Source organism: Streptomyces sp. 6-11-2 (assembly GCF_006540305.1).
Classification (GTDB): Bacteria; Actinomycetota; Actinomycetes; order Streptomycetales; family Streptomycetaceae; genus Streptomyces.
Genome location: NZ_BJOR01000001.1, coordinates 2,927,251 through 2,953,157, shown reverse-complemented (window position 1 = coordinate 2,953,157; position 25,907 = coordinate 2,927,251). Strand labels below are relative to the sequence as shown.

The 25,907-nt window shown below is 69.9% G+C and carries 20 protein-coding genes and 1 pseudogene; 17 read left to right on the top strand and 4 right to left on the bottom strand.

Going from position 1 to position 25,907, the window contains the following annotated elements; genetic code table 11:
- Positions 1-15 precede the first annotated feature (15 nt).
- Positions 16-1,356, top strand: coding sequence for a geranylgeranyl reductase family protein (locus TNCT6_RS12620; protein ID WP_253266084.1), 1,341 nt, complete (start codon positions 16-18; stop codon positions 1,354-1,356).
- Between the two features lie 153 nt (positions 1,357-1,509).
- On the opposite strand, the gene TNCT6_RS12615 is transcribed toward TNCT6_RS12620, so the two are convergent.
- A complete protein-coding gene (locus tag TNCT6_RS12615) occupies positions 1,510-2,334 on the bottom strand; it encodes a C40 family peptidase (protein ID WP_141359464.1) in 825 nt (274 codons plus the stop codon).
- Positions 2,335-3,136: 802 nt separating this feature from the next.
- Between TNCT6_RS12615 and TNCT6_RS12610 the strand changes: the two genes are divergently transcribed.
- Genes TNCT6_RS12610 through nuoN form a run of 14 tightly spaced genes read left to right on the top strand, consistent with a single transcriptional unit; the run spans position 3,137 to position 19,144 of the window.
- On the top strand, positions 3,137-3,496 hold the full coding sequence (locus tag TNCT6_RS12610; protein ID WP_100569667.1) for an NADH-quinone oxidoreductase subunit A: 360 nt from the start codon (positions 3,137-3,139) through the stop codon (positions 3,494-3,496).
- A gap of 15 nt (positions 3,497-3,511) precedes the next feature.
- Complete coding sequence (locus tag TNCT6_RS12605; protein WP_009190037.1) at positions 3,512-4,066, top strand: NADH-quinone oxidoreductase subunit B family protein; 555 nt, start codon at positions 3,512-3,514, stop codon at positions 4,064-4,066.
- Positions 4,063-4,833 carry an NADH-quinone oxidoreductase subunit C gene (locus TNCT6_RS12600; protein ID WP_141359463.1) on the top strand — a complete coding sequence of 257 codons (771 nt, stop codon included), beginning with the start codon at positions 4,063-4,065 and terminating at the stop codon, positions 4,831-4,833. Before TNCT6_RS12605 ends, TNCT6_RS12600 begins: the two co-directional genes overlap by 4 nt.
- Positions 4,830-6,161, top strand: a complete 1,332-nt coding sequence (locus tag TNCT6_RS12595) for an NADH-quinone oxidoreductase subunit D (protein WP_141359462.1) — start codon at positions 4,830-4,832, stop codon at positions 6,159-6,161. The genes TNCT6_RS12600 and TNCT6_RS12595 overlap by 4 nt, the downstream gene beginning before the upstream one ends.
- Positions 6,158-7,030 (top strand): NADH-quinone oxidoreductase subunit NuoE, encoded by an 873-nt coding sequence (gene nuoE, locus TNCT6_RS12590; RefSeq protein WP_141359461.1) that lies wholly within the window; start codon positions 6,158-6,160, stop codon positions 7,028-7,030. Before TNCT6_RS12595 ends, nuoE begins: the two co-directional genes overlap by 4 nt.
- The gene (nuoF, locus tag TNCT6_RS12585) at positions 7,027-8,373 is read left to right on the top strand and encodes an NADH-quinone oxidoreductase subunit NuoF (RefSeq protein WP_141359460.1); all 1,347 of its coding nucleotides are present in this window, start codon (positions 7,027-7,029) and stop codon (positions 8,371-8,373) included. The genes nuoE and nuoF overlap by 4 nt, the downstream gene beginning before the upstream one ends.
- On the top strand, positions 8,370-10,874 hold the full coding sequence (locus TNCT6_RS12580) for an NADH-quinone oxidoreductase subunit G (RefSeq protein ID WP_141359459.1): 2,505 nt from the start codon (positions 8,370-8,372) through the stop codon (positions 10,872-10,874). Before nuoF ends, TNCT6_RS12580 begins: the two co-directional genes overlap by 4 nt.
- Positions 10,871-12,235, top strand: a complete 1,365-nt coding sequence (gene nuoH / locus TNCT6_RS12575) for an NADH-quinone oxidoreductase subunit NuoH (protein ID WP_141359458.1) — start codon at positions 10,871-10,873, stop codon at positions 12,233-12,235. The genes TNCT6_RS12580 and nuoH overlap by 4 nt, the downstream gene beginning before the upstream one ends.
- The gene (gene nuoI / locus TNCT6_RS12570) at positions 12,228-12,857 is read left to right on the top strand and encodes an NADH-quinone oxidoreductase subunit NuoI (RefSeq protein WP_141359457.1); all 630 of its coding nucleotides are present in this window, start codon (positions 12,228-12,230) and stop codon (positions 12,855-12,857) included. The genes nuoH and nuoI overlap by 8 nt, the downstream gene beginning before the upstream one ends.
- The gene (locus TNCT6_RS12565; RefSeq protein ID WP_141359456.1) at positions 12,854-13,696 is read left to right on the top strand and encodes an NADH-quinone oxidoreductase subunit J; all 843 of its coding nucleotides are present in this window, start codon (positions 12,854-12,856) and stop codon (positions 13,694-13,696) included. Before nuoI ends, TNCT6_RS12565 begins: the two co-directional genes overlap by 4 nt.
- Positions 13,693-13,992 carry an NADH-quinone oxidoreductase subunit NuoK gene (nuoK, locus tag TNCT6_RS12560; protein ID WP_100569676.1) on the top strand — a complete coding sequence of 100 codons (300 nt, stop codon included), beginning with the start codon at positions 13,693-13,695 and terminating at the stop codon, positions 13,990-13,992. Before TNCT6_RS12565 ends, nuoK begins: the two co-directional genes overlap by 4 nt.
- Positions 13,993-14,007: 15 nt before the next feature.
- On the top strand, positions 14,008-15,921 hold the full coding sequence (gene nuoL / locus TNCT6_RS12555; protein ID WP_141359455.1) for an NADH-quinone oxidoreductase subunit L: 1,914 nt from the start codon (positions 14,008-14,010) through the stop codon (positions 15,919-15,921).
- 5 nt (positions 15,922-15,926) lie between these two features.
- A complete protein-coding gene (locus TNCT6_RS12550) occupies positions 15,927-17,498 on the top strand; it encodes an NADH-quinone oxidoreductase subunit M (protein ID WP_141359454.1) in 1,572 nt (523 codons plus the stop codon).
- Positions 17,495-19,144 (top strand): NADH-quinone oxidoreductase subunit NuoN, encoded by a 1,650-nt coding sequence (gene nuoN, locus TNCT6_RS12545; RefSeq protein ID WP_141359453.1) that lies wholly within the window; start codon positions 17,495-17,497, stop codon positions 19,142-19,144. Before TNCT6_RS12550 ends, nuoN begins: the two co-directional genes overlap by 4 nt.
- Before the next feature lie 68 nt (positions 19,145-19,212).
- On the opposite strand, the pseudogene TNCT6_RS12540 reads toward nuoN, so the two are convergent.
- A pseudogene (locus tag TNCT6_RS12540) lies at positions 19,213-19,814 on the bottom strand (Uma2 family endonuclease).
- A gap of 197 nt (positions 19,815-20,011) precedes the next feature.
- Between TNCT6_RS12540 and recQ the strand changes: the two are divergent.
- On the top strand, positions 20,012-22,015 hold the full coding sequence (gene recQ, locus TNCT6_RS12535) for a DNA helicase RecQ (protein ID WP_141366358.1): 2,004 nt from the start codon (positions 20,012-20,014) through the stop codon (positions 22,013-22,015).
- 40 nt (positions 22,016-22,055) lie between these two features.
- Here recQ and TNCT6_RS12530 read toward each other — a convergent pair whose 3' ends face one another.
- Both TNCT6_RS12530 and fahA read right to left on the bottom strand, forming a co-directional pair.
- On the bottom strand, positions 22,056-22,994 hold the full coding sequence (locus tag TNCT6_RS12530; protein WP_141359452.1) for a M56 family metallopeptidase: 939 nt from the start codon (positions 22,992-22,994) through the stop codon (positions 22,056-22,058).
- Between the two features lie 185 nt (positions 22,995-23,179).
- On the bottom strand, positions 23,180-24,391 hold the full coding sequence (gene fahA / locus TNCT6_RS12525; protein WP_141359451.1) for a fumarylacetoacetase: 1,212 nt from the start codon (positions 24,389-24,391) through the stop codon (positions 23,180-23,182).
- Positions 24,392-24,605: 214 nt separating this feature from the next.
- Here fahA and TNCT6_RS12520 point away from each other — a divergent pair, with 214 nt between their 5' ends.
- The gene (locus TNCT6_RS12520) at positions 24,606-25,844 is read left to right on the top strand and encodes an ATP-grasp domain-containing protein (RefSeq protein ID WP_141359450.1); all 1,239 of its coding nucleotides are present in this window, start codon (positions 24,606-24,608) and stop codon (positions 25,842-25,844) included.
- Positions 25,845-25,907: the final 63 nt, after the last annotated feature.

Here is a 25,907-nt window from a genome sequence, read left to right as displayed (position 1 = left end):
CTGCATAGACTGCCCATGTCCAGTGCCGGTCGGCACACAGATTCCGAACCTTGGGGAGATCCCGCCGTGACCGTGACTGAGCCCCTCTCCGAGAACACCGCCGATGTGATCGTCGTGGGCGCGGGGCCGGCCGGGTCCACCACCGCCTACCACCTCGCCCGGGCCGGACTCGACGTACTCCTGCTGGAGAAGACCGAGTTCCCGCGGGAGAAGGTCTGCGGCGACGGCCTCACCCCGCGCGCCGTCAAGCAACTCGTCGCGATGGGCATCGACATCTCCGAGGAGGCCGGCTGGCTGCGCAACAAGGGCCTGAGGATCATCGGCGGCGGCGTCCGCCTCCAGCTGGACTGGCCCGACCTCGCCTCCTTCCCCGACTACGGACTCGTGCGCAAGCGCGACGACTTCGACGAGCAGCTCGCCCGGCAGGCGCAGAAGGCGGGCGCGCGGCTGTTCGAGCGCTGCAACGTGTCCGCGCCCCTCGTCGACGACCGCACCGGCCGCATCACCGGGGTCAAGGCCAAACTGGGTGAGGAGAAGCGCGAGGTCACCTTCCACGCGCCGCTCGTCGTCGCCGCCGACGGCAACTCCACCCGGCTGTCCCTGGCGATGGGCCTGCACCGCCGCGAGGACCGCCCGATGGGCGTCGCGGTGCGCACCTACTTCACCAGCCCGCGCCACGACGACGACTACCTGGAGTCCTGGCTGGAGCTGTGGGACCGGCGCGGCCCCCAGGACCGGCTGCTGCCCGGTTACGGCTGGATCTTCGGCATGGGCGACGGCACCTCCAACGTCGGCCTGGGCGTGCTCAACACCTCCGAGTCCTTCAAGGAACTGGACTGGCGCGAGGTGCTCAAGGCCTGGTGTGCGTCGATGCCCGAGGACTGGGGCTACACCCCGGACAACATGACGGGCCCGATCCGCGGCGCCGCCCTGCCCATGGCCTTCAACCGCCAGCCCCACTACACGCGGGGCCTGCTGCTCGTCGGCGACGCGGGCGGTCTGGTCAACCCCTTCAACGGCGAGGGCATCGCCTATGCGATGGAGTCCGGCCAGCTCGCCGCCGACGTCATCGTCCAGGCCCACTCCCGGGCCACCCCGGCCCAGCGCGAACTCGCCCTGCGGCGCTACCCGCGCGTCCTGAAGGACACCTACGGCGGCTACTACACGCTGGGCCGCGCCTTCGTGAAGCTCATCGGCAACCCGAAGGTCATGCAGATCGCCGCCCAGCGCGGGCTGACCCACCCGCTGCTGATGAAGTTCACCCTCAAGCTGCTCGCCAACCTCACCGACCCGACGGGCGGCGACGCGATGGACCGCATCATCAACGGCCTGAGCAAGGTGGCCCCGAAGGCGTGAGCACACGCGGGGACGACGGAGGGGCCGGCTCGTTGGCGAGCCGGCCCCTCCGTGTCGTACGAGGGTGAAGCGGGCGAATCGGGAAAGCCGGAAGGGCCGCTGCCCCCGAGCGGCTGCGGCCCTTCAGTCCGTTACGGCTGTCCGCGGGTGTCTTCAGAGCACCCGGACCGCGCCGGACGGCGGGTCGTAGGACAGCGGGCGCTCGACGACGCCCGTGGACGGGTTCTGCGCACCGACGAACATACCGTTCCCGACGTAGACACCCACGTGGTACGCGCTGCCCGCGCCGCCCCAGTAGAGGATGTCGCCCACCTGGAGGTTGGACAGCGACACCTGGGTGCCGGCGGTCGACTGGTCCTGGGAGACACGCGGCAGGCTGATGCCCACCTGCTTGAAGGCGGTCTGGACCAGGCCGGAGCAGTCGTAGGCGGACGGGCCGGTGGCGCCGGAGACGTAGGCCTTGCCGACCTGGGACTTGACGAACGAGACCACGGCCGCGGCCGAACCGGTCGCCGTGGACACGCTCGCGGAGGTGCTGCCCACGCTCGCCGAGGCGCTGAGCGTCGGTCGCTCGGCCGTGCGCGAGGCACGCAGGGCGGCGGCCTCGGCGGCCTTCTTCCGGGCGGTCTCGGCGGCCTTCTTGCGGGCCGCCGCCTTCTTCTTGGCGTCGGCCAGGTCCGCCTTGGCCTGCTTCGCGGCCTTTGCGGCGGCCGCGTCGCGCTCGGCGCCCAGCCGGTAGTTGGCGGCGGCCTGCTCCGTGGCCTCCGCCGACTGGGCCACCTGGGCGGCCAGGTCGGAGGTCAGTGTGGGCAGTTCGAGCGTCTGGGTCACCGGCTCGGCGGCGTTCGCCGACGAGGCCGACGTGCCGGCCACTGCCAGGGTGCCGAGGACGCCGCCGGCAACACCGGCCCGCATCGCGACTCTCGACGCGCTACGGCGAGGCTTCCGGTGGCTGCGTATGTGAGCGGTGTGGGACATGGGAACAACCGGTACCAGGGGCTCCTTCATATCTTCAAGAAACGTGTGCTGCGCCACATTTGCTCAATGGGGCGGCCAAATCCCGGGGCCGAGTTTCCTTATTGACGCCGTAACGGACATTGCGGGCGTGCGTGATCATGCCTTTGATCATGGTCTTTCGCTGTTACGCCCGAATTGCTCTCGGCCTACCATCCGTGCGGATCGTTGGCCAAGCCCGACTCTCAGACTCCTCTCATGAACGTGACGGAGGTCACGGAACGGTCACCGCCCCGCGGCGCGTCCGCGCGGTGGACTCACTGGTCCCATTTGTCACTTGAGTCCCATTGGCGAAACTGCGCCCGAGCAGCCTCCCGAGTCGCACATCGACCTTGTGAACGAGTGAACGCGTCCACATCTCGCGTCGCCGTCCCCCTGATGTGTGAAAAGCAGGCCCATATCAAGGTCTTGACACCGTTCGCCACTTTGCGCCGGGCGCCGGGCATCTGATAGTGCGCACCCCCTCCGACCTGCAACTACGAGGTAAAATGTGACCAGTAGTGATCACGCAGGTGCTTCGCGTGTGAAGATCACCGCTCATCCGACTTGATGATCGTTCGTCAGGTGGTGGAGATCACAAAGCTCATGCAATACCCCGTGTCGCAGATCACAGAGCGTCGGGCATAAGATGCGAGGCAGTTGGGCTTGTGACCTGCTTCACATGTTCTCGATCTTGGCCGTACGAGCCGGGAACAGGGGACGGGTGAGGCAGCCGTGGGCCCGGCGACCGCCAGCAGTCAGTGCCGACTGAGAGGAGCGAGGAGCGGTGAACGCTTATGCGCCCATCCTCGTACTGGGAGCCCTCGGGGCAGGCTTTGCGATCTTCTCCGTGGTCATGGCCACGCTGATCGGACCGAAGCGGTACAACCGCGCCAAACTCGAGGCATACGAGTGCGGTATCGAGCCGACCCCAACGCCGGCCGGCGGCGGGCGCTTCCCCATCAAGTACTACCTGACGGCGATGCTCTTCATCGTCTTCGACATCGAGATCGTCTTCCTCTACCCGTGGGCCGTCAGCTTCGACGCCCTGGGTGTTTTCGGGCTCGTGGAGATGCTGCTCTTCGTGCTCACCGTCTTCGTCGCGTACGCGTACGTATGGCGGCGCGGCGGCCTGGAATGGGACTGAGGGGCCTTTAACGACATGGGACTCGAAGAAAAGCTGCCGAGCGGCTTCCTGCTGACCACCGTCGAGCAGGCCGCGGGCTGGGTGCGCAAGGCGTCCGTCTTCCCGGCCACCTTCGGCCTCGCCTGCTGCGCGATCGAGATGATGACCACCGGCGCCGGCCGCTACGACCTGGCGCGCTTCGGCATGGAGGTCTTCCGCGGTTCGCCCCGTCAGGCGGACCTGATGATCGTGGCAGGCCGGGTCAGCCAGAAGATGGCGCCGGTCCTCCGGCAGGTCTACGACCAGATGCCCAACCCCAAGTGGGTGATCTCGATGGGCGTGTGCGCCTCCTCGGGCGGCATGTTCAACAACTACGCGATCGTCCAGGGCGTCGACCACATCGTCCCGGTCGACATCTACCTGCCGGGCTGTCCGCCCCGGCCCGAGATGCTGATGGACGCGATCCTCAAGCTGCACCAGAAGATCCAGTCCACCAAGCTCGGCGTGAACGCCGAGGAGGCCGCCCGCGAGGCGGAGGAGGCCGCGCTCAAGGCCCTGCCCACGATCGAGATGAAGGGGCTGCTGCGATGAGCGACGGACACGGCAAGGACGTGAACGGGTCCGCGAACGGGGTGAACCCCGAGAAGGACCTGTCCGCCGACAACCTCCCCGGCCAGCGCGGCCAGGGCGGCGAGGAGATCCGCGTCCAGCGCGGCATGTTCGGCGCCAACAACGGCGGCGACACCTCCGGATACGGCGGCCTGGTCCGCTCGGTCCGGCTCCCGGGTCCGGCGAGCCGTCCCTACGGCGGCCCGGGCGGATGCTTCGACGAGATCGCCGACGAACTCGAGGGCGCGCTGGAGGAACAGGGCCTCCTCCCGGAGAACGCGATCGAGAAGACGGTCGTCGACCGCGGCGAACTGACCTTCCACATCGAGCGCGAGCACCTGGTGCGCGTCGCCCGCACCCTGCGCGACGACCCCGCCCTGCGCTTCGAGCTGTGCACCGGCGTCAGCGGTGTCCACTACCCGCAGGACAAGGGCCGCGAGCTGCACGCCGTGTACCACCTGCGCTCGATCACCCACAACCGGCTGGTCCGCCTGGAGGTCAGCGCCCCCGACGCCGACCCGCACATCCCGTCGCTGGTCCCCGTCTACCCGACCAACGACTGGCACGAGCGCGAGACGTACGACTTCTTCGGGATCGTCTTCGACGGCCACCCGGCCCTGACGCGGATCATGATGCCGGACGACTGGCAGGGCCATCCGCAGCGCAAGGACTACCCCCTCGGCGGCATCCCCGTCGAGTACAAGGGCGCCCAGATCCCGGCTCCGGACCAGCGGAGGTCGTACTCATGAGCACGCACACCCCGTCGTCGGCCTCCGCGCGCGAGACCACCGAGGGCACGGTCTACACGGTCACCGGTGGCGACTGGGACGAGGTCGCCCGGTCCGCGGCCCGCGCCGACGACGAGCGCATCGTCGTCAACATGGGCCCCCAGCACCCGTCCACCCACGGCGTGCTCCGGCTGATCCTGGAGATCGACGGCGAGACGGTCACCGAGGCCCGCTGCGGCATCGGCTACCTGCACACCGGCATCGAGAAGAACCTCGAGTTCCGCACGTGGACGCAGGGCACCACCTTCGTCACGCGCATGGACTACCTGACGTCCTTCTTCAACGAGACCGCCTACTGCCTCGCCGTCGAGAAACTCCTCGGCATCGAGGACCAGATCACCGAGCGTGCCAAGATCATCCGGGTGCTCCTGATGGAGCTGAACCGGCTCTCCTCCCACCTGGTGTGCATCGCCACCGGCGGCATGGAGCTGGGCGCCACCACGATCATGATCTACGGATTCCGCGATCGTGAAATGATTCTCGACCTCTACGAGCTCATCACGGGCCTGCGGATGAACCACGCGTACATCCGGCCCGGCGGACTCGCCCAGGACCTGCCGCCCGGCGCGGTGGACCAGATCCGCGAGTTCGTGAAGAAGATGACGAAGAACCTCCCGGAGTACGACAAGCTCGCCACCGGGAACCCCATCTTCAAGGCCCGTATGCAGGACGTCGGCTACCTCGATCTGGCCGGCTGCATGGCCCTCGGCGCCACCGGCCCGATCCTGCGCTCCACCGGCCTGCCGCACGACCTGCGCAAGACGCAGCCCTACTGCGGCTACGAGACGTACGACTTCGACATCCCGACCGCCGACACCTGCGACTCCTACGGCCGCTTCCTGATCCGCCTGGAGGAGATGCGCCAGTCGCTCAGGATCGTCGAGCAGTGCCTGGACCGGCTGGAGCCGGGCCCGGTGATGGTCGCCGACAAGAAGATCGCCTGGCCCGCGCAGCTCGCCCTGGGACCGGACGGACTCGGCAACTCCCTCGACCACATCAAGAAGATCATGGGCACCTCCATGGAGGCCCTGATCCACCACTTCAAGCTGGTCACCGAGGGCTTCCGCGTCCCGCCGGGACAGGCGTACGCGGCGGTCGAGTCGCCCAAGGGCGAACTCGGGGTGCACGTCGTCTCCGACGGCGGCACCCGCCCCTACCGGGTCCACTTCCGGGACCCGTCCTTCACCAACCTTCAGGCGATGGCGGCGATGTGCGAGGGCGGCCAGGTCGCCGACGTCATCGTCGCCGTCGCGTCCATCGACCCCGTGATGGGAGGCGTCGACCGGTGACCACCAGTTCTTCGGAGCAGGGCGTCAGCCTGGGCATGCCCGAACTGCCCGCGCCCGACTACCCGGACGACGTCCGCACCCGGCTCGAGCGGGACGCGCGCGAGATCATCGCCCGCTACCCGGACTCCCGGTCCGCCCTCCTTCCGCTGCTGCACCTGGTGCAGTCGGAGGAGGGCCACGTCACGCGCACCGGAATGCGGTTCTGCGCGGACGTGCTCGGCCTGACCACGGCCGAGGTCACCGCGGTCGCCACCTTCTACACCATGTACCGGCGCAAGCCGTCCGGTGACTACCAGGTGGGCGTCTGCACCAACACCCTGTGCGCCGTGATGGGCGGCGACGCCATCTTCGAGGCCCTCCAGGAGCACCTCGGCGTCGGCAACGGCGAGACCACCGACGACGGCAAGGTCACCCTCGAGCACATCGAGTGCAACGCGGCCTGCGACTACGCGCCGGTCGTGATGGTCAACTGGGAGTTCTTCGACAACCAGAACCCGGCGAGCGTCAAGCGCCTGGTCGACGACCTGCGCGCGGGACGGCCGGTGACGCCCACGCGCGGCGCGCCCCTGTGCACGTTCAAGGAGACCGCCCGCATCCTGGCGGGCTTCCCCGACGAGCGCGAAGGGGCGACGGAGGCCGGCGGCAGCGCGGGACCCGCCTCGCTGGTGGGCCTCCGCCTGGCCAAGGGGGAGGCCGCGCCCGTGCGCGTGGTCCACCCGCGCGACGGAGGACCGCACGACGCAGCCGTGCACCAGCCGTCGCCGTCCGAGCACCTGAGCTCGCACGACGCGCCGCAGGCCACATCGGCCTCCGATCCGTCCCATCCGCAGGGACCCGTCGGAGACGTCGGAGAGGAGGGGGAGGGATGACCTTGGCACCGGAAATCGACGAGAGCAGCCCCGAGAAGCTGCTCGTACCCGTGCTGTCGGCCTTCTGGGACGAGGACAGGTCCTGGACGCTGGACGTGTACCGGAGGCACGAGGGGTACGAGGGACTCCGCAAGGCCCTCGCCATGTCGCCGGACGACGTCATCGCGTACGTCAAGGACTCCGGTCTGCGCGGCCGCGGCGGCGCGGGGTTCCCCACGGGAATGAAGTGGCAGTTCATCCCCCAGGGTGATGGCAAGCCGCACTATCTTGTTGTCAACGCCGACGAATCGGAGCCCGGGACCTGCAAGGACATCCCGCTCCTCTTCGCGAACCCGCACAGCCTCATCGAGGGCATCGTCATCGCGTGCTACGCCATCAGGTCGTCGCATGCCTTCATCTATCTGCGGGGTGAAGTCGTCCCCGTACTGCGGCGGTTGCACGAGGCCGTGCGCGAGGCCTACGCGGCCGGCTACCTCGGCGAGAACATCCTGGGCAGTGGCCTCGACCTCGACCTCACCGTGCACGCCGGCGCCGGCGCGTACATCTGCGGTGAGGAGACCGCGCTGCTGGACTCGCTCGAAGGCCGCCGTGGTCAACCGCGGCTGCGTCCTCCCTTCCCCGCCGTCGCGGGCCTCTACGCGTGCCCGACTGTGGTGAACAACGTCGAGTCCATCGCGTCGGTTCCCGCGATCCTGCACAACGGCAAGGAATGGTTCCGGTCGATGGGCAGCGAGAAGTCCCCCGGCTTCACGCTCTACTCGCTCAGCGGCCATGTCGCCAACCCCGGCCAGTACGAGGCCCCGCTCGGCATCACGCTGCGTCAGCTGCTCGACATGAGCGGCGGCATGCGCCCCGGGCACCGGCTGAAGTTCTGGACGCCGGGCGGCTCGTCGACGCCGATGTTCACCGACGAGCACCTCGACGTGCCGCTCGACTACGAGGGCGTGGGCGCCGCGGGCTCGATGCTCGGCACCAAGGCCCTCCAGTGCTTCGACGAGACGACCTGCGTGGTGCGGGCGGTGACCCGGTGGACCGAGTTCTACGCCCACGAGTCCTGCGGCAAGTGCACGCCGTGCCGTGAAGGAACGTACTGGCTGGTGCAGTTGATGCGGGACATCGAGGCCGGCAAGGGCGTCATGTCCGACCTCGACAAGCTGAACGACATCGCCGACAACATCAACGGCAAGTCCTTCTGCGCCCTCGGTGACGGCGCCGCCTCCCCGATCTTCTCCTCCCTGAAGTTCTTCCGCGAGGAGTACGAGCAGCACATCACGGGCCGGGGCTGCCCCTTCGACCCGGCCAAGTCCACGGCCTGGGCCGATCGCACGGAGGTGAAAGCATGACCGTGACCACCAACGCTCCCGCGGGCGGGGGAGAGGCGGCGGTCCCGCCGGAAGATCTCGTGACACTGACGATCGACGGGGCCGAGATCAGCGTGCCCAAGGGCACCCTGGTCATCCGGGCCGCCGAACAGCTCGGCATCGAGATCCCCCGGTTCTGCGACCACCCCCTCCTCGACCCGGCCGGCGCCTGCCGCCAGTGCATCGTCGAGGTCGAGGGCCAGCGCAAGCCGATGGCCTCCTGCACGATCACCTGCACGGACGGGATGGTCGTCAAGACCCAGCTCACCTCCCCGGTCGCCGAGAAGGCCCAGCACGGCGTGATGGAGCTGCTGCTCATCAACCACCCGCTGGACTGCCCGGTCTGCGACAAGGGCGGCGAGTGCCCGCTGCAGAACCAGGCCATGTCGCACGGCAACGCCGAGTCCCGCTTCGAGGGCAGGAAGCGGACCTACGAGAAGCCCGTGCCGATCTCCACGCAGGTGCTCCTCGACCGGGAGCGGTGCGTGCTGTGCGCCCGCTGCACCCGGTTCTCCAACCAGATCGCCGGCGACCCGATGATCGAGCTGATCGAGCGGGGCGCGCTCCAGCAGGTCGGCACCGGCGAGGGCGACCCCTTCGAGTCGTACTTCTCCGGCAACACCATCCAGATCTGCCCTGTCGGGGCGCTCACCTCGGCGGCGTACCGCTTCCGCTCCCGCCCCTTCGACCTGGTCTCCTCGCCGTCGGTGTGCGAGCACTGCTCGGGCGGCTGCGCCACCCGCACCGACCACCGGCGCGGCAAGGTCATGCGGCGGCTCGCCGCCAACGACCCCGAGGTCAACGAGGAGTGGATCTGCGACAAGGGGCGCTTCGCGTTCCGGTACGCGCAGATGAAGGACCGGCTGACCACGCCGCTCGTGCGCAACCCCGAGGGCGAGCTGGTGCCGGCGTCCTGGCCGGAGGCGCTGGAGATCGCCGCCCAGGGACTGCTCGCCTCGCGCGGGCGGACCGGTGTCCTCACCGGCGGCCGGCTCACCGTCGAGGACGCCTACGCGTACAGCAAGTTCGCACGCGTGGCGCTCGACACCAACGACATCGACTTCCGCGCGCGCGTGCACAGCGGTGAGGAGGCCGACTTCCTCGCCTCCCGGGTCGCCGGCCGCGGCCGGGACCTCGACGGCAGCGGTGTCACGTACACCGCGCTGGAGAAGGCGCCCGCCGTGCTGCTCGTCGGGTTCGAGTCCGAGGAGGAGGCGCCCGGCGTCTTCCTCCGGCTGCGCAAGGCCTGGCGGGGGCACGGGCAGAAGGTGTTCGCGCTGGCCACGCACGCTACGCGGGGCCTGGAGAAGGCGGGTGGCACCCTGCTGCCGGCCGCGCCGGGCACCGAGAACGAGTGGCTGGACGCGCTGGCGGGCGGCGTCGGACTGGAGGACGACGGCACCCGGGCCGCCGAGGCCCTGCGGGCCGAGGGCTCGGTCATCGTCGTCGGCGAGCGGCTCGCCGGAGTGGCCGGCGGCCCGACCGCCGCCGTACGGGCCGCCGCCGCGACCGGCGCACAGCTGGTGTGGATCCCGCGCCGGGCCGGCGAGCGCGGCGCCGTCGAGGCCGGCGCGCTGCCGTCGCTGCTGCCGGGCGGGCGCCCGGCCACCGACCCGCGTGCGCGGGAGGAGGTCGCCGCGCTCTGGGGCATCGCCGAACTCCCGCACCGCTACGGCCGCGACACCGGGCAGATCATCGAGGCCGTGACGGGAGGCCAGCTCCAGGCCCTGCTGGTCGCGGGCGTGGAGATCGCCGACCTGCCCGATCCGGCACGCGCGCGTGCGGCTCTGACCGAGGCGGGCTTCGTGGTGTCGCTGGAGCTGCGGCCCAGCGAGGTCACGGAACACGCGGACGTGGTCCTGCCCGTCGCCGCCGTCGCCGAGAAGGCCGGCACCTTCCTCAACTGGGAGGGCAGGGTCCGCTTCTTCGAGGCCGCGCTCAAACCGGAGCAGATGACCCGCACCCTGTCGCCCACCGACGCGCGCGTGCTGCAGATGCTGTCCGACGCCATGGACGTGCACCTGGGCCTGCCGGACCTGCGGACCGTGCGCGCGGAGCTGGACCGGCTGGGTGCCTGGACCGGACCGCGCGCCGACGACCCGGTGCACAGCGCGGGCGCTGCGCCGCGCCCGGCCGCCGGGGAGGCACTGCTCGCCGGACACCGGCTGCTGCTCGACCAGGGTGTCCTCCAGGAGGGCGACGAGGCGCTCGCCGGGACCCGGCACGCCGCACGCGCACGCGTGTCGGCCGCCACGGCCGCCGAGGCGGGTGTCGCGGACTCCGCCGCGCTCGCCGTGACCGGTCCCGCCGGCACGGTCGAGCTCCCGCTGGAGATCACCGAGATGCCCGACCGGGTGGTGTGGCTCCCGCTGAACTCCGTCGGCGGGGGCGTCGCCTCCGACACCGGGGCGCTGCCCGGCTCCCTGGTCCGTATCGGCCCGGCGACGTCCTCGACCGAGGCCCCCAAGGAGGTGGAGGCATGAGCCCGTACCTCGCCGCTGAGAACCTGTCGATGTTCGGCACCGATCCCTGGTGGCTGGTCGTCGTCAAGGCGGTGTTCTGCTTCGCCTTCCTGATGGTGACGGTGCTGTTCTCCATCGTCTGGGAGCGCAAGGTCGTCGCCTGGATGCAGCTGCGCATCGGCCCCAACCGGCACGGGCCCTGGGGCATGCTCCAGTCGCTCGCCGACGGCATCAAGCTGATGCTCAAGGAAGACGTCGTCGTCAAGCGCGCCGACAAGGTCGTGTACGTCCTCGCGCCGATCGTCGCGGCCATCCCGGCCTTCATGGCGATCGCGGTGATCCCCTTCGGACCGGCGAACAACGAGATCTCGATCTTCGGCCACCGCACCGCGATGCAGCTGACCGACCTGCCGATCGCGATGCTCTACATCCTCGCGGTCGCCTCCGTCGGCATCTACGGCATCGTGCTGGCGGGCTGGAGCTCCGGATCGACCTACCCGCTCCTGGGCGGACTGCGGTCCTGCGCGCAGATGATCTCCTACGAGATCGCCATGGGCGCCGCGTTCGCCTCGGTCTTCCTGTACTCGGGCTCGATGTCGACGTCGGCGATCGTCGAGCAGCAGCACGACCGCTGGTACATCCTGCTGCTGCCGGTCTCCTTCCTCCTCTACATCGTCACGATGGTCGGGGAGACCAACCGCGCGCCGTTCGACATGCCGGAGTCCGAGGGCGACCTGGTCGGCGGCTTCAACACCGAATACTCGTCGATCAAGTTCGCGATGTTCATGCTCGCCGAGTACGTGAACATGGTGACGGTCTCCGCGGTGTCGACCACGCTCTTCCTGGGCGGCTGGCGGGCCCCCTGGCCGATCAGCACCTTCTGGGAGGGCGCCAACCACGGCTGGTGGCCGCTGCTCTGGTTCGTGATCAAGGTCCAGCTGCTGCTGTTCTTCTTCATCTGGCTGCGCGGCACGCTCCCGCGGGTCCGCTACGACCAGCTGATGAAGCTCGGCTGGAAGGTCCTCATCCCGGTCTCCGTGGCCTGGCTGATGCTCGTCGCGACCGTCCGGGTCCTGCGCAACGAGAACTACGGCTTCGCCGACATCGCCCTCTACGTCGCCGGTGCCGTGCTGGTCGTGCTGGTCCTGTCCTTCGTCGCCGACATGTTCCGCGAGCGTACGAAGAGCGCCGAGCAGCCCGAAGCCCAGCCGGCCGCCTTCGACGCGATGGCCGGCGGATTCCCCGTACCGCCGCTGCCGGGGCAGGAGCTGCCGCCGGTGCCGCGGCGCCGCTCGCGCCGCGAGCGGGAGTTGATTGTCAGTGGCGGGACGGACACTGCCAGTGACGGACCTCTGGATGGAAAGGAGGCGTCCGATGGCTGAGGAGCCCAAGGAGACCAAACCCGGTTTCCAGAACCCCGTGGCCGGCTTCGGCGTGACCTTCAAGGCCATGTTCAAGAAGCGGCTGACCGAGCAGTACCCGGAGCAGCAGAAGACCACGGCTCCGCGCTTCCACGGACGGCACCAGCTCAACCGCCATCCGGACGGCCTGGAGAAGTGCGTCGGCTGCGAGCTGTGCGCCTGGGCCTGCCCCGCCGACGCCATCTACGTGGAGGGCGCCGACAACACCGACGAGGAGCGCTACTCGCCGGGCGAGCGGTACGGCCGCGTCTACCAGATCAACTACGCCCGCTGCATCCTGTGCGGCCTGTGCATCGAGGCGTGCCCCACGCGCGCGCTGACGATGACCAACGAGTTCGAACTGGCCGACTCCAGCCGCGCCAACCTCATCTACACCAAGGAGCAGCTGCTCGCCGGTCTCGAAGAGGGCATGGTCGACACACCGCACGCCATCTACCCGGGGACGGACGAGCAGGACTACTACCGCGGCCTGGTGACGGAGGCCGCGCCCGGCACGGTGCGCCAGGTCGCCGTCTCCAAGGGAGAACAGGAGCACATGGCGGGCCCTTCGGGCGCGGCCGAGGAACAGGGGGCTGACGCATGAGCGCGCAGCTCGCCGCCTACTCCACCTCCACCGGAGAGGCCTTCCAGTTCTGGGTACTCGGCACCGTCGCGGTGATCGGCGCCCTGTGCACCGTCTTCATGAAGAGGGCCGTGCACAGCGCGCTGTGCCTGGCCGCCACCATGATCGTCCTGGCGGTGTTCTACCTCACCAACGGCGCCTACTTCCTGGGCATCGTGCAGATCGTCGTCTACACCGGCGCGATCATGATGCTGTTCCTGTTCGTGGTGATGCTCGTCGGCGTGACCGCGGCGGACTCCCTGAAGGAGACCATCAAGGGCCAGCGCTGGCTGGCCCTGCTGTGCGGGCTCGGCTTCGGCGTCCTGCTCGTCGCGGGCATCGCCAACGCCTCCCTGAAGGAGTTCAACGGCACCGGCAGGGCCAACGCGGGCGGCAACGTGGAGGGCCTGGCCTCCCTCCTCTTCACCCGGTACGTCTTCGCCTTCGAGCTCACCGGCGCGCTGCTGATCACGGCCACCGTCGGCGCCATGGTGCTCACCCACCGGGAGCGCACCGAGCGGGCCAAAACCCAGCGCGAGCTGGCCGAGCAGCGCGTGCGTGAGGGACGGCACGTACCGCCGCTGCCGGCGCCCGGCGTCTACGCCCGGCACAACGCCGTGGACATCGCCGGACTGCTGCCCGACGGCACCCCGTCCGAGCTCACCGTCAGCAAGACGCTGCGCGAGCGCGGGCAGATCCGTGACGTCTCGGCCGAGGCCCTCAACGACCTCAAGGCCCTGGAGCAGCGCGCCGCGGAACGACTGGAGCGCACCGCGATCGAGCCGACGGCCTTCAAGCGGCCCGAGGAGGCGTCGAAGTGAACCCTGTGAACTACCTCTATCTCGCCGCCCTGTTGTTCACGATCGGCGCCACCGGCGTGCTGATCCGGCGCAACGCCATCGTGGTCTTCATGTGCATCGAGTTGATGCTGAACGCCTGCAACCTCGCGCTTGTCACCTTCTCGCGGATGCACGGCAACCTCGACGGCCAGATCATCGCGTTCTTCACGATGGTCGTCGCCGCGGCGGAGGTCGTGGTCGGGCTCGCGATCATCGTGTCGGTGTTCCGTTCCCGTCACTCGGCCTCGGTCGACGACGCCAGCCTGATGAAGCTGTAAGGGGTCGGAAGAATCGTGGAGAACCTGATTGCGCTGCTGATCGCGGCGCCCCTGCTCGGAGCGGCCGTCCTCCTGGTCGGCGGCCGGCGACTCGACGCCGTCGGCCACTGGCTCGGCACCCTGCTCGCGGCCGTCTCCTTCGTGATCGGCCTGGTCCTCTTCGCCGACCTGCTCGGCAGAAGCGCCGACCAACGGACCCTGACCCAGCACCTGTTCAGCTGGATCCCGGTGGCCGGCTTCCAGGCGGACGTCACGTTCCGTCTCGATCAGCTGTCGATGACGTTCGTCCTGCTGATCACCGGTGTCGGCTCGCTGATCCACCTGTACTCGGTCGCGTACATGGAGCACGACGAGCGGCGCCGCCGCTTCTTCGGCTACCTCAACCTGTTCCTCGCGGCGATGCTGGTGCTCGTCCTCGCCGACAACTACCTGCTGCTGTACGTCGGCTGGGAGGGCGTCGGTCTCGCCTCCTACCTGCTGATCGGCTTCTGGCAGCACAAGCCCAGCGCGGCGACCGCGGCGAAGAAGGCCTTCCTGGTCAACCGGGTCGGCGACATGGGCCTGTCCATCGCGATCATGCTGATGTTCGCGACGTTCGGCACCTTCGCCTTCGGTCCGCTGCTCGGCACCCACGCCGAACCCGGTCTCGTGGGCGGCGCCACCGAGGGCAAGCTCACCGCCGTCGCGCTGATGCTGCTGCTCGCCGCGTGCGGCAAGTCCGCCCAGGTGCCGCTGCAGTCCTGGCTCGGGGACGCGATGGAGGGCCCGACCCCGGTCTCGGCCCTCATCCACGCCGCGACCATGGTGACGGCGGGTGTCTACCTCATCGTCCGCTCCGCGGCGATCTTCAACGCGGCGCCGAACGCGCAGCTCGTGGTCACCGTCGTAGGCGCGGTCACGCTGCTGTTCGGTGCGATCGTCGGTTGCGCGAAGGACGACATCAAGAAGGCGCTGGCCGGCTCGACCATGTCGCAGATCGGCTACATGGTGCTGGCCGCGGGCCTCGGCCCCATCGGCTACGTCTTCGCGATCATGCACCTGGTGACGCACGGCTTCTTCAAGGCCGGGCTGTTCCTCGGCGCCGGTTCGGTCATGCACGGCATGAACGACGAGGTGGACATGCGCAAGTACGGCGGGCTGCGCGCGTACATGCCGGTCACCTTCATCACCTTCGGCCTCGGTTACCTCGCCATCATCGGATTCCCGGGCCTGTCCGGCTTCTTCTCCAAGGACAAGATCATCGAGGCGGCCTTCGCCAAGGGCGGCACCGAGGGCTGGATCCTCGGCGGCGCGGCCCTGCTGGGCGCGGCCATCACGGCGTTCTACATGACGCGCGTGATGCTGATGACGTTCTTCGGCGAGAAGCGCTGGCAGCCCGACGAGAACGGCAACGAGCCGCACCCGCACGAGTCGCCCAAGGCCATGACGATCCCGATGATCGTGCTGGCCGTCGGCTCGGTCCTGGGCGGCGCGTTCTTCAGCATCGGCGACCGCTTCCTGCACTGGCTGGAGCCGGTCACCGGGCACAGCGAGGGCAACTCGCCGCTCAGCGCGTGGACGGTGACCGGCGCGACGATGGTGTGCCTGGTCGTCGGCGTGGCCATCGCCTGGGCCCAGTACGGCCGCAAGCCGGTCCCGGCCGTCGCCCCGCGCGGCTCGCTGCTCACCCGGGCCGCCCGGCGGGACCTGCTCCAGGACGACTTCAACCACATCGTCCTGGTCCGCGGCGGCGAGCACCTCACACGGTCCCTGGTCTACGTCGACCACACCCTGGTCGACGGAGTCGTCAACGGCACGGCGGCCTCGGTCGGCGGCCTGTCCGGGCGGATGCGCCGGCTGCAGAACGGCTTCGCGCGCTCCTACGCGGTCTCGATGTTCGGCGGTGCGGCACTGCTGGTCGCCGCGACCCTGCTGATGAGGGCGGTCTGATACCGATGTCCTTTCCTCTGCTGACAGCGACGGCGGTGCTCCCGGCTCTCGGGGCCATCGCCACGGCCGCCGTGCCGGCCGCCCGGCGCACCGCCGCGAAGTGGCTCGCGCTGGTCGCCTCGCTGGCCACGCTCGCGCTGGCCGTCACCGTCCTGGTCCGCTTCGACCCGGGTGGCGCCCGTTACCAGCTCACCGAGTCCCACTCCTGGATCGCGTCCTTCGGCGTCAGGTACGAACTGGGCGTCGACGGCATCGGGGTGGCGCTGGTCGGGCTGACCGCCCTGCTCATCCCGTTCGTGATCCTGGCCGGCTGGCACGACGCCGACCCGCTGGAGACCGGAAGCCGCCGCTGGCGGCCGACACAGGGCTTCTTCGCGCTGATCCTGGCCGTCGAGGCGATGGTGATCATCTCCTTCGAGGCCACCGACGTCTTCCTCTTCTACATCTTCTTCGAAGCCATGCTGATCCCGATGTACTTCCTCATCGGCGGCTTCGGCGACCGTGCCCACGCGCACGGCGAGGAGACGGCGTCGACCCAGCGGTCGTACGCGGCGGTGAAGTTCCTGCTCTACAACCTGACCGGCGGTCTGATCATGCTGGCCGCGGTGATCGGGCTGTACGTGGTCGCCGGGAGCTTCTCGCTCACCGAGATCGCGCAGGCCCGCGCCAACGGCTCGCTGCACATGGCGACCGACGTCGAACGCTGGCTGTTCCTCGGCTTCTTCTTCGCCTTCGCGGTGAAGGCGCCGCTGTGGCCGCTGCACACCTGGCTGCCCAATGCGATGCAGGAGTCGACCGCGCCGGTCGCCGTCCTCATCACCGCGGTCGTCGACAAGGTGGGCACCTTCGCGATGCTCCGCTTCTGCCTCCAGCTGTTCCCGGAGGCGAGCAAATGGGCCACGCCGGCCATCCTCGTCCTCGCCCTGATCAGCATCATCTACGGGGCGCTGCTCGCGGTGGGCCAGCGGGACATCAAGCGCCTGATCGCGTACGCGTCGATCTCGCACTTCGGCTTCATCATCATGGGCATCTTCGCGATGACCAGCCAGGGCCAGTCCGGAGCGACGCTCTACATGGTCAACCACGGCCTGTCGACGGCCGTGCTCATGCTGATCGCCGGCTTCCTGATCTCCCGGCGCGGCTCCCGACTCATCTCCGACTACGGCGGTGTCCAGAAGGTCGCTCCGGTGCTCGCCGGCACGTTCCTGATCGGCAGCCTCGCCACCCTGTCCCTGCCGGGACTGGCGCCCTTCGTCAGTGAGTTCCTGGTGCTGGTCGGCACGTTCACGCGCTACCCGGCGATCGGCATCGTCGCCACCTTCGGCATCGTGCTCGCCGCGCTCTACACACTCGTCCTGTACCAGCGGACGATGACCGGCCCCGTGAAGCCGGAGGTCTCGGCCATGCCGGACCTGCGGGTGCGGGAGCTGGTGGTCGTGGCACCGCTGGTGGTGCTGCTGATCTTCCTGGGCGTCTATCCGAAGCCCGTCACGGACATCGTCAACCCGGCGGTCCAGCAGACCATGTCCGACGTACACAAGACCGACCCGAAGCCCGCAGTGGAGGCGGCCAAGTGAGCGGAGCAGCCGTCCACAGCCTGTGGACAACCGCGGCCGACCCGATCTCGAAGATCGAGGCGCCGAAGATCGAATACGGGCAGTTGTCGCCCACCCTGATCGTCGTGGGCGCGGCGATCGTCGGAATGCTCATCGAGGCGTTCGTCCCGCGCAAGTCGCGCTACTACGCGCAGGTGTTCGTGTCCGTCGTCGCGCTCGCCGCCGCGTTCGCCGCGGTCGTCGCGCTCGCGGCGGACGGATACGGCACCACCAAGGCGCACATCGCGGCCATGGGGGCCATCTCCGTCGACGGACCCTCGCTCTTCCTCCAGGGCACGATCCTGCTGGCGAGCCTGGTCTCCCTGTTCACCTTCGCCGAGCGGCGACTGGATCCGGCGGCGCACGGCAACCGCGTCGACTCCTTCGCCGCGCAGGCGGCGGCGGTACCGGGCGGCGAGAGCGAGAAGGCCGCGGTCAAGGCCGGTTTCACCACCACCGAGGTCTTCCCGCTCCTGCTCTTCGCGGTCGCCGGCATGCTGGTGTTCCCCTCGGCCAACGACCTGCTGACCCTGTTCGTGGCCCTGGAGGTCTTCTCCCTGCCGCTGTACCTCCTGTGCGCGCTGGCCCGCCGCAAGCGGCTCATGTCGCAGGAGGCCGCGGTCAAGTACTTCCTGCTGGGCGCCTTCGCCTCCGCGTTCACCCTGTTCGGCATCGCGCTGCTGTACGGGTACGCGGGCTCGGTGTCGTACGCCCGGATCGCGCAGGTCGTCGACGGCAACGTGCCGAACGTCGACCCGGCACTCGCCAACACCATGGGCAACGACGCGCTGCTGCTCATCGGCGCCGCGATGGTCGTGATGGGTCTGCTGTTCAAGGTGGGCGCGGTCCCGTTCCACATGTGGACGCCGGACGTCTACCAGGGCGCTCCGACTCCGGTCACCGGGTTCATGGCGGCGGCCACCAAGGTGGCGGCCTTCGGCGCGCTGCTGCGGCTGCTGTACGTCGTGCTGCCGGGCATGCGCTGGGACTGGCGGCCGGTCATGTGGGGGGTCGCGATCGTCACCATGCTGGGCGGTGCGATCGTCGCGATCACCCAGACCGACATCAAGCGGCTGCTCGCGTACTCGTCGATCGCGCACGCGGGCTTCATCCTCGCCGGTGTCATCGCGACCTCGAAGGACGGCGTCTCGTCCGTGCTGTTCTACCTGGCCGCGTACTCCTTCGTGACGATCGGCGCGTTCGCCGTGGTCACGCTGGTGCGCGACGCGGGCGGCGAGGCGACGCACCTGTCCAAGTGGGCGGGGCTGGGCCGGCGTTCCCCGCTGGTGGCGGCCGTGTTCGCGGTGTTCCTGCTGGCCTTCGCGGGCATTCCACTGACCTCCGGCTTCGCCGGGAAGTTCGCGGTGTTCAAGGCGGCGGCCGAGGGCGGCGCGGTGCCGCTGGTCGTGATCGGTGTGATCTCGTCGGCGATCGCGGCCTTCTTCTACATCCGCGTCATCGTGCTCATGTTCTTCAGCGATCCCCACCCGGAGGGCCCGACGGTGGCGGTGCCTTCCCCGCTGACGATGACCGCGATCGGCGTGGGCGTGGCGGTCACGGTGGTACTCGGCGTGGCCCCGCAGTACTTCCTGGACCTGGCCAACCAGGCGGGAGTGTTCGTGCGCTGAGGCAGCGCCTGAACGCGGTGGCCCGGCCCCTGGTGGGGCCGGGCCACCGCGTTCAGGTCTGCTCGGACCTACTTGCCTCTGCCATGGCGCGTCCTGATCCCGGTGAGGTCCAGGTTCACGGAGAACGGGGCGTCCGCCTTCATCCGCTCCCTGAAGATGCCGACGCTGGTGTAGGAGCCGGTCGTGGGTTCCAGTTCGAAGACATGCACCGCGGCGCGGCCGTCCTCGTTCTCGACCCGCCAGTAGTGGGGGATCTTGGCCCGCGCGTACTTCAGCGGCTTGGTCTCGCGGTCCCGGGAGACGGAGTCCGGCCCGACGACCTCGACGACCAGTACGACAGCTGTCGCGGGGACTCGGGTCTGCTCGTGGCTGCCCAGGGCGTCGCTTCGTAAAACGGCCACATCCGGTTCGGGTCTGTTCTGCCGGTCGATGTCGACGGTGAACCTGCAGAGCGCGTCGAGCTCGGGCGGGGCGGCGCTGTCGAGGTGCCGGGCGAAGAAGCTCATCGCGCGCTCGTGAAAGACCGAGTGCGGGCACCGGAAAACCAGACTCGCGTCGATCAGCTGGGTGTGTGCCGGCAGGTTCGGGAGGCGGTCCAGGTCATCAGCGGTCCATCCACCCTCAGGAGGGACCGGCCAGAAGGCTTGGCGGCATTCGGTGTGGCGTTCATCGCTCCCACAGGAGGCAGTCTCGCCGGTTCATTCACACCGCCGGCCGGATGCGGACGAGTCTCCCGCGTACGTGTGAACGACTGTCGTGTCGTTGACCGTGGGTTACCGGGCCGGCCTGTGGACAAGTCCGGGGGTGTCCGTGCGGGCCCCTATCGTGGAGGCAGTGGTCGAGGAGCGAGGTGTGGGGGACGAGGCGATGGGCGGGACGGATGGTGTCACCGACATGTCAGTGACGGAGAGCGAGGCTCTGGCGACGCTGCGCCGGATCTTCGGGTACGAGGACTTCCGGGGTGAGCAGGAAGAAGTCGTCGAGCACGTGGTGGCGGGCGGCGACGCCGTCGTGCTCATGCCCACCGGTGGCGGCAAGTCGCTCTGCTACCAGCTTCCGTCCCTGGTCAGGCCCGGTACGGGCGTCGTGGTGTCGCCGCTCATCGCGCTGATGCAGGACCAGGTGGACGCGCTGCGGGCGCTGGGCGTGCGCGCCGGGTTCATGAACTCCACGCAGGACTTCGACGAGCGCCGGGTGGTCGAGGCGGAGTTCCTGGCCGGCGAGCTCGACCTGCTCTACCTGGCACCGGAGCGGCTGCGCCTGGACGCCACGCTCGACCTGCTCTCCCGCGGCAAGATCTCCGTCTTCGCCATCGACGAGGCGCACTGCGTGTCGCAGTGGGGCCACGACTTCCGCCCCGACTACCTGGCGCTGTCACTGCTGGGCGAGCGCTGGCCGGACGTGCCGCGGATCGCGCTCACCGCGACGGCCACCCACGCCACGCACCAGGAGATCACCCAGCGGCTGAACATGCCGCGGGCCCGGCACTTCGTGGCCAGCTTCGACCGGCCCAACATCCAGTACCGGATCGTGCCCAAGGCCGACGCCAAGAAGCAGCTGCTGACCTTCCTGCGCCAGGAGTACCCGGGCGACGCGGGCATCGTGTACTGCCTGTCGCGCAACTCGGTGGAGAAGACGGCCGAGTTCCTCACCCGCAACGGCGTCGAGGCGGTGCCGTACCACGCGGGCCTGGACGCGGGCACCCGCGCGGCGCACCAGTCCCGCTTCCTGCGCGAGGACGGCTTGGTCGTGGTCGCCACCATCGCCTTCGGCATGGGCATCGACAAGCCCGACGTCCGGTTCGTCGCCCACCTGGACCTGCCCAAGTCCGTGGAGGGCTACTACCAGGAGACGGGCCGCGCGGGCCGCGACGGCCTGCCGTCGACGGCCTGGATGGCCTACGGCCTGAACGACGTCGTGCAGCAGCGCAAGCTCATCCAGTCCGGTGAGGGCGACGAGGCGTTCCGTCGCCGGGCCCAGGCCCACCTGGACGCGATGCTCGCCCTGTGCGAGACGGCCCGGTGCCGCCGCGGCCAGCTCCTCGCCTACTTCGGCCAGGAACCGGGCGCGGCCGGCTGCGGCAACTGCGACACCTGCCTGACCCCGCCCGAGACCTGGGACGGCACGATCGCGGCCCAGAAGGTGCTGTCGACGGTGGTGCGGCTGAAGCGGGAGCGGGGGCAGAAGTTCGGCGCGGGCCAGATCATCGACATCCTGCTCGGCAAGCGCACCGGCAAGGTGATCCAGTTCGACCACGACCAGCTGTCCGTGTTCGGCATCGGCGACGAGCTGACCGAGGGCGAATGGCGGGGTGTCGTACGGCAGTTGCTGGCGCAGGGGCTGCTCGCCGTCGAGGGCGAGTACGGCACGCTGGTGCTGACCGACAGCAGCGGGTCGGTGCTGCGGAGGGAGCGGGAGGTGCCGCTGCGCAAGGAGCCGAAGAAGCCGGCCGCGTCGCGGGCTTCGGCCGCCCGGGACGACCGCAAGCCCAGGGCGGCTGCGGCCGAACTGCCCGAGGAACTGCTTCCCGCCTTCGAGGCCCTGCGCGCCTGGCGCGCCGAACAGGCCCGCGAGCAGGGCGTCCCGGCGTACGTCATCTTCCACGACGCCACGCTCCGGGAGATCGTCACGATCTGGCCGAAGTCCGTGGCACAGCTCGGCACGATCGGCGGCGTCGGCGAGAAGAAGCTGGCGACGTACGGGGAGGGCGTGCTCGCGGTGCTGGAGTCGCTGGCCGGTCCGCCCGGCGACTCGGCCGCGGTCGGCACGGGAACGGCCGCATCGGGAACTGCCCGGACAGGTACGGCGGGCGTGGGCGAGCCGGAACCGGTGGAGGACCTGCCCGAGCCCGAACCGGACGACTGGATGTAGCCGCGCCGCGCCGCGCCGGTCACGGCGACGGGGCCGCTGCTCAGCCCAGTGCCGTCAGGCCGGGGGCGAACGTGATCAGGAGCGGGAGCAGCGGCACCAGGGCGGCGACCGCCGTGGTCAGTGCCCGTCGCCTGCGGTCCAGCCGCGGCGGGGGCTCCAGCAGGCGGTCCACCCGCTCGCTCAGGAGGCGGTTGCTGGAGGCGCAGGACAGTACCCCGCGGTGTTGGTTGAGCTCGATCAGGGCGAGGGCCGTGGTGAGGTGGCCGTGGCGGCGGGAAGCCGTGTCGTCGGCTGCCAGTTCCACCAGGCGGTGGGTCTGCTCGCAGAACTGGGTGAACAGCGGGATGCGCGGGAAGCCGGTGGCCAGCGCGGTCGACAGGTGCAGCAGCCAGTCGTGGTGGGCGCGGGCGTGGCCGCGCTCGTGCGCGAGGACGGCGTCGAGCTGGTGGCCGGTGAGCCGGTGCAGGGCGCCGGTGGTGACGACGAGCTGGGGCGGGTGACCGGGCATCCACCAGGCGTCGGGGTACTCGTCCTCCAGCACCAGCAGCGGTCCGCGGGCCGACGGAAGGCCCGCGGGCAGGTCGGGGGCACGTTCGCGCAGATGCGCGAGGGCCAGGCCGCGCCGGCGGCGGGCCTCGACGAGCTCGCGGGCGAGCATCGCGGTGGTCCAGGCGGCGCCGCCGGCCAGCAGCAGGGTGAGGCCGGCGGCCCAGACGGGCGCCACCGAAAGGTCGTAGGCGGCCGTCACGGCCGGCGGCGCGGGGGCGAAGACCCGGTCGTGAACGGTGCTGAAGACGGCCGCGGTGCCCAGCACGAGCCCCGCGAGGCAGCTCAGCAGGACGGTGGCGACCAGGCACTGCCACACCCACAGCGCGACGACGGGCTCCCGTTCGGGCCACCCCGCCCGGGCCAGTGTGCGGGGGACCGGCACGGCGAGCGTCAGCGCGACGGCGCTCAGCAGGAGCAGGCAGGCGGTCATGCCTCGGACTCCGGATCCTCGTCGGAGGTGGGCGGGTGTCGGGGTCGTGCGGTGGAGCGGTGCTGTGCGGCCGGCCGGCGCGCCGGACGCGCACGGCCTGCCGCCAGTATGACGGCCACGGGCACCGGGAGTCAGGGGTCCGCCACCACCGAATCCCCGGCGTGGGAAGGGCCGCAGGGCTCCACTCAGCCCGAGACGATCCGCCCCCTCACCTCCCCGAGCCCCACCCGCGTGCCGTTCGCGCCCGGTGCCCAGGCCGAGAGCGTCACCACGTCGCCGTCCTCCAGGAACGCCCGCTTGCCGTCGGGGAGTTCCAGCGGCTCCCGGCCGTTCCAGGTCAGCTCCAGCAGCGAGCCGCGCTCGTGCTCGGCGGGTCCGCTCACCGTGCCCGAGCCGTACAGGTCGCCCGTGCGCAGGGACGCGCCGTTGACCGTCATGTGGGCGAGCTGCTGCGCGGCCGTCCAGTACATGGTGGAGAAGGGCGGCTCGGACACCACGTGACCGTTGATCGCGACGGAGATCCGCAGGTCGTAACCGCCGGGCTCGTCCGCGGAGTCGTCGAGGTAGGGCAGCAGCGGGTGCGTCCGCCGCGGCGGGGCCACCCGCGCCTCCTCCAGCGCGTCCAGCGGAGTGATCCACGCCGACACCGACGTGGCGAAGGACTTGCCGAGGAAGGGCCCGAGCGGGACGTACTCCCAGGCCTGGATGTCGCGCGCCGACCAGTCGTTCAGCAGGCACAGCCCGAAGACGTGCTCGCGGAAGTCGCCGAGCGCGACCGGCTGCCCCATCCGCGAGGGCACGCCCACCACGAAGCCGACCTCCGCCTCGATGTCCAGCCGGACCGAGGGGCCGAACACCGGCGCGGGGTCCGTGGGAGCCTTCCGCTGGCCCGACGGGCGCATCACGTCCGTGCCGGAGACCACCACCGTGCCGGAGCGGCCGTGGTAACCGATCGGAATGTGCTTCCAGTTGGGCGTCAGAGAGTCCTCGGCGTCCGGGCGGAAGATCTGCCCCACGTTCCGGGCGTGGTTCTCCGAGGCGTAGAAGTCGACGTAGTCCGCGACCTCGAAGGGGAGGTGCAGGGTCACCGAGGACAGGGGGTGCAGGAAGGGCGCGACGGTCTCCCGGTGGGCCGGCACCGTCACCCACGACGTCAGCGCGCGCCGCACGTCGGACCACGCGGTGCGGCCCGCGGCCAGCAGTGGGTTCAGGGTCGGCCGCGCGAGCAGTCCGGCGTACGGCGAACCGAGTGCCCGCGCCGCCGCCCCCGCGTCGAGCACGTGGTCGCCGAGCCGGACGCCCACGGTCCTCTCCGATGACCCGGCGTGGGAGAAGACGCCGTAGGGAAGGTTGTGCGGACCGAAGGGGTCGCCCTCGGGGACCTCGAAGGGGGGCATGGGTACTGCCTTCCTTTCCGGAATTCCATGTGATCGGGCCACACGTTACGGGGGCTTCGCATGTCTTGGGCAGTGTCTAAAGAGTTTGCAATGTCCGAATTGGTCTTGTGGGAGGGGGCAATTCCGGCTTAGCGTCCTCTGGGGGTGCGGACGGGGTGGGTCCGCTCCATAGGGGGGACACGTGGGGGGACCCGTGGCCAGGAATGCCGTCAGTGTGCCTTTCCGGGCCGACCGTGAGGTCCCGGGCCTGATCGTGAAGTTCGGCGACTACCCGCTGCACCACGGCGGGGTGGGCGCGATCCGCAGCCTCGGCCGGCTGGGCGTGCCGATGTACGCGATCACCGAGGACGCCTACACACCGGCGGCCTCATCCCGGTATCTCAAACGCGCGTTCGTCTGGCCGACCAGGGGCACGGAGGGTGCGGACCGTCTGGTGGAGGGCCTGCTGCGGATCGGCCGCCGCATCGGCCGGCCCACCGTCCTGGTGCCCACCGACGAGGAGGCCGCCGTCCTGATCGCCGAGCACCAGGACGAACTCGAAGGCCACTTCCTCTTCCCGCCCGTCGCCCCCGGCCTGCCGCGCCGTCTGGCCAGCAAGCAGGGCCTGCACGAACTGTGCGTGGAGCACGGCATCCCGAGCCCCACTGCCGCCTTCCCGCAGTCGTACGACGACATCGTGGCGTTCGCCGAGAAGGCCTGCTTCCCGGTGGTGGCCAAGAACCGCGAGGCGTTCGTCCGGCGCAGCAGCCCCGCGGTGAACGGCACCACGAGGATCAACAGCCGCGAGGGCCTGCTGGCCCTGGCCCGGGACTGGGGCGAGCGGCCGGGCGTGATCCTCCAGGAGTATCTGCCGCGGGAGGAGGCCGAGGACTGGATCGTGCACGCCTACTTCGACCAGGACTCGGTCCCGCTCGCGATGTTCACCGGCGTCAAGGTCCGCTCCTGGCCGCCGCACGCGGGCATGACGGCGAACGCGTACGTCGTCGACAACCCGGAACTCGCCGACCTCGCCGCGCGGTTCATCAAGCAGATCGGCTTCACCGGCATCGTCGACCTCGACCTGCGTTTCGACCGGCGCGACGGGCAGTACAAGCTCCTCGACTTCAATCCGCGCATGGGCGCGCAGTTCCGGCTCTTCGAGAGCGAGTCGGGCGTGGACGTCGTGCGGGCCATGCACCTCGACCTGACCGGGCGGCCCGTCCCGGAGGGCGAGCAGCGCGCAGGCCACCGGTACGTCGTGGAGAACATCGACCTGCCCGCCCTGCTCGCCTACCGCCGCAGCGGCTACACCACGCCGCACGCGCCGGCGAGGCCGAGCGGCACGGAGCTGGCCTGGCTCGCGGGCGACGACCCGCTGCCGTTCCTCACGATGCTCGCCCGCTTCGTGCGGCCGGGCGCCCGGCACCTCTATCAGCTGTGGCGGACCAACCGCCGGGGCGGCACGACCGGTTAGGGCGCAGCACGACCGTGTGCGGGCGGCGCGTCCCGCCGCCCGAGCCGGCCCACGAAGTGACGT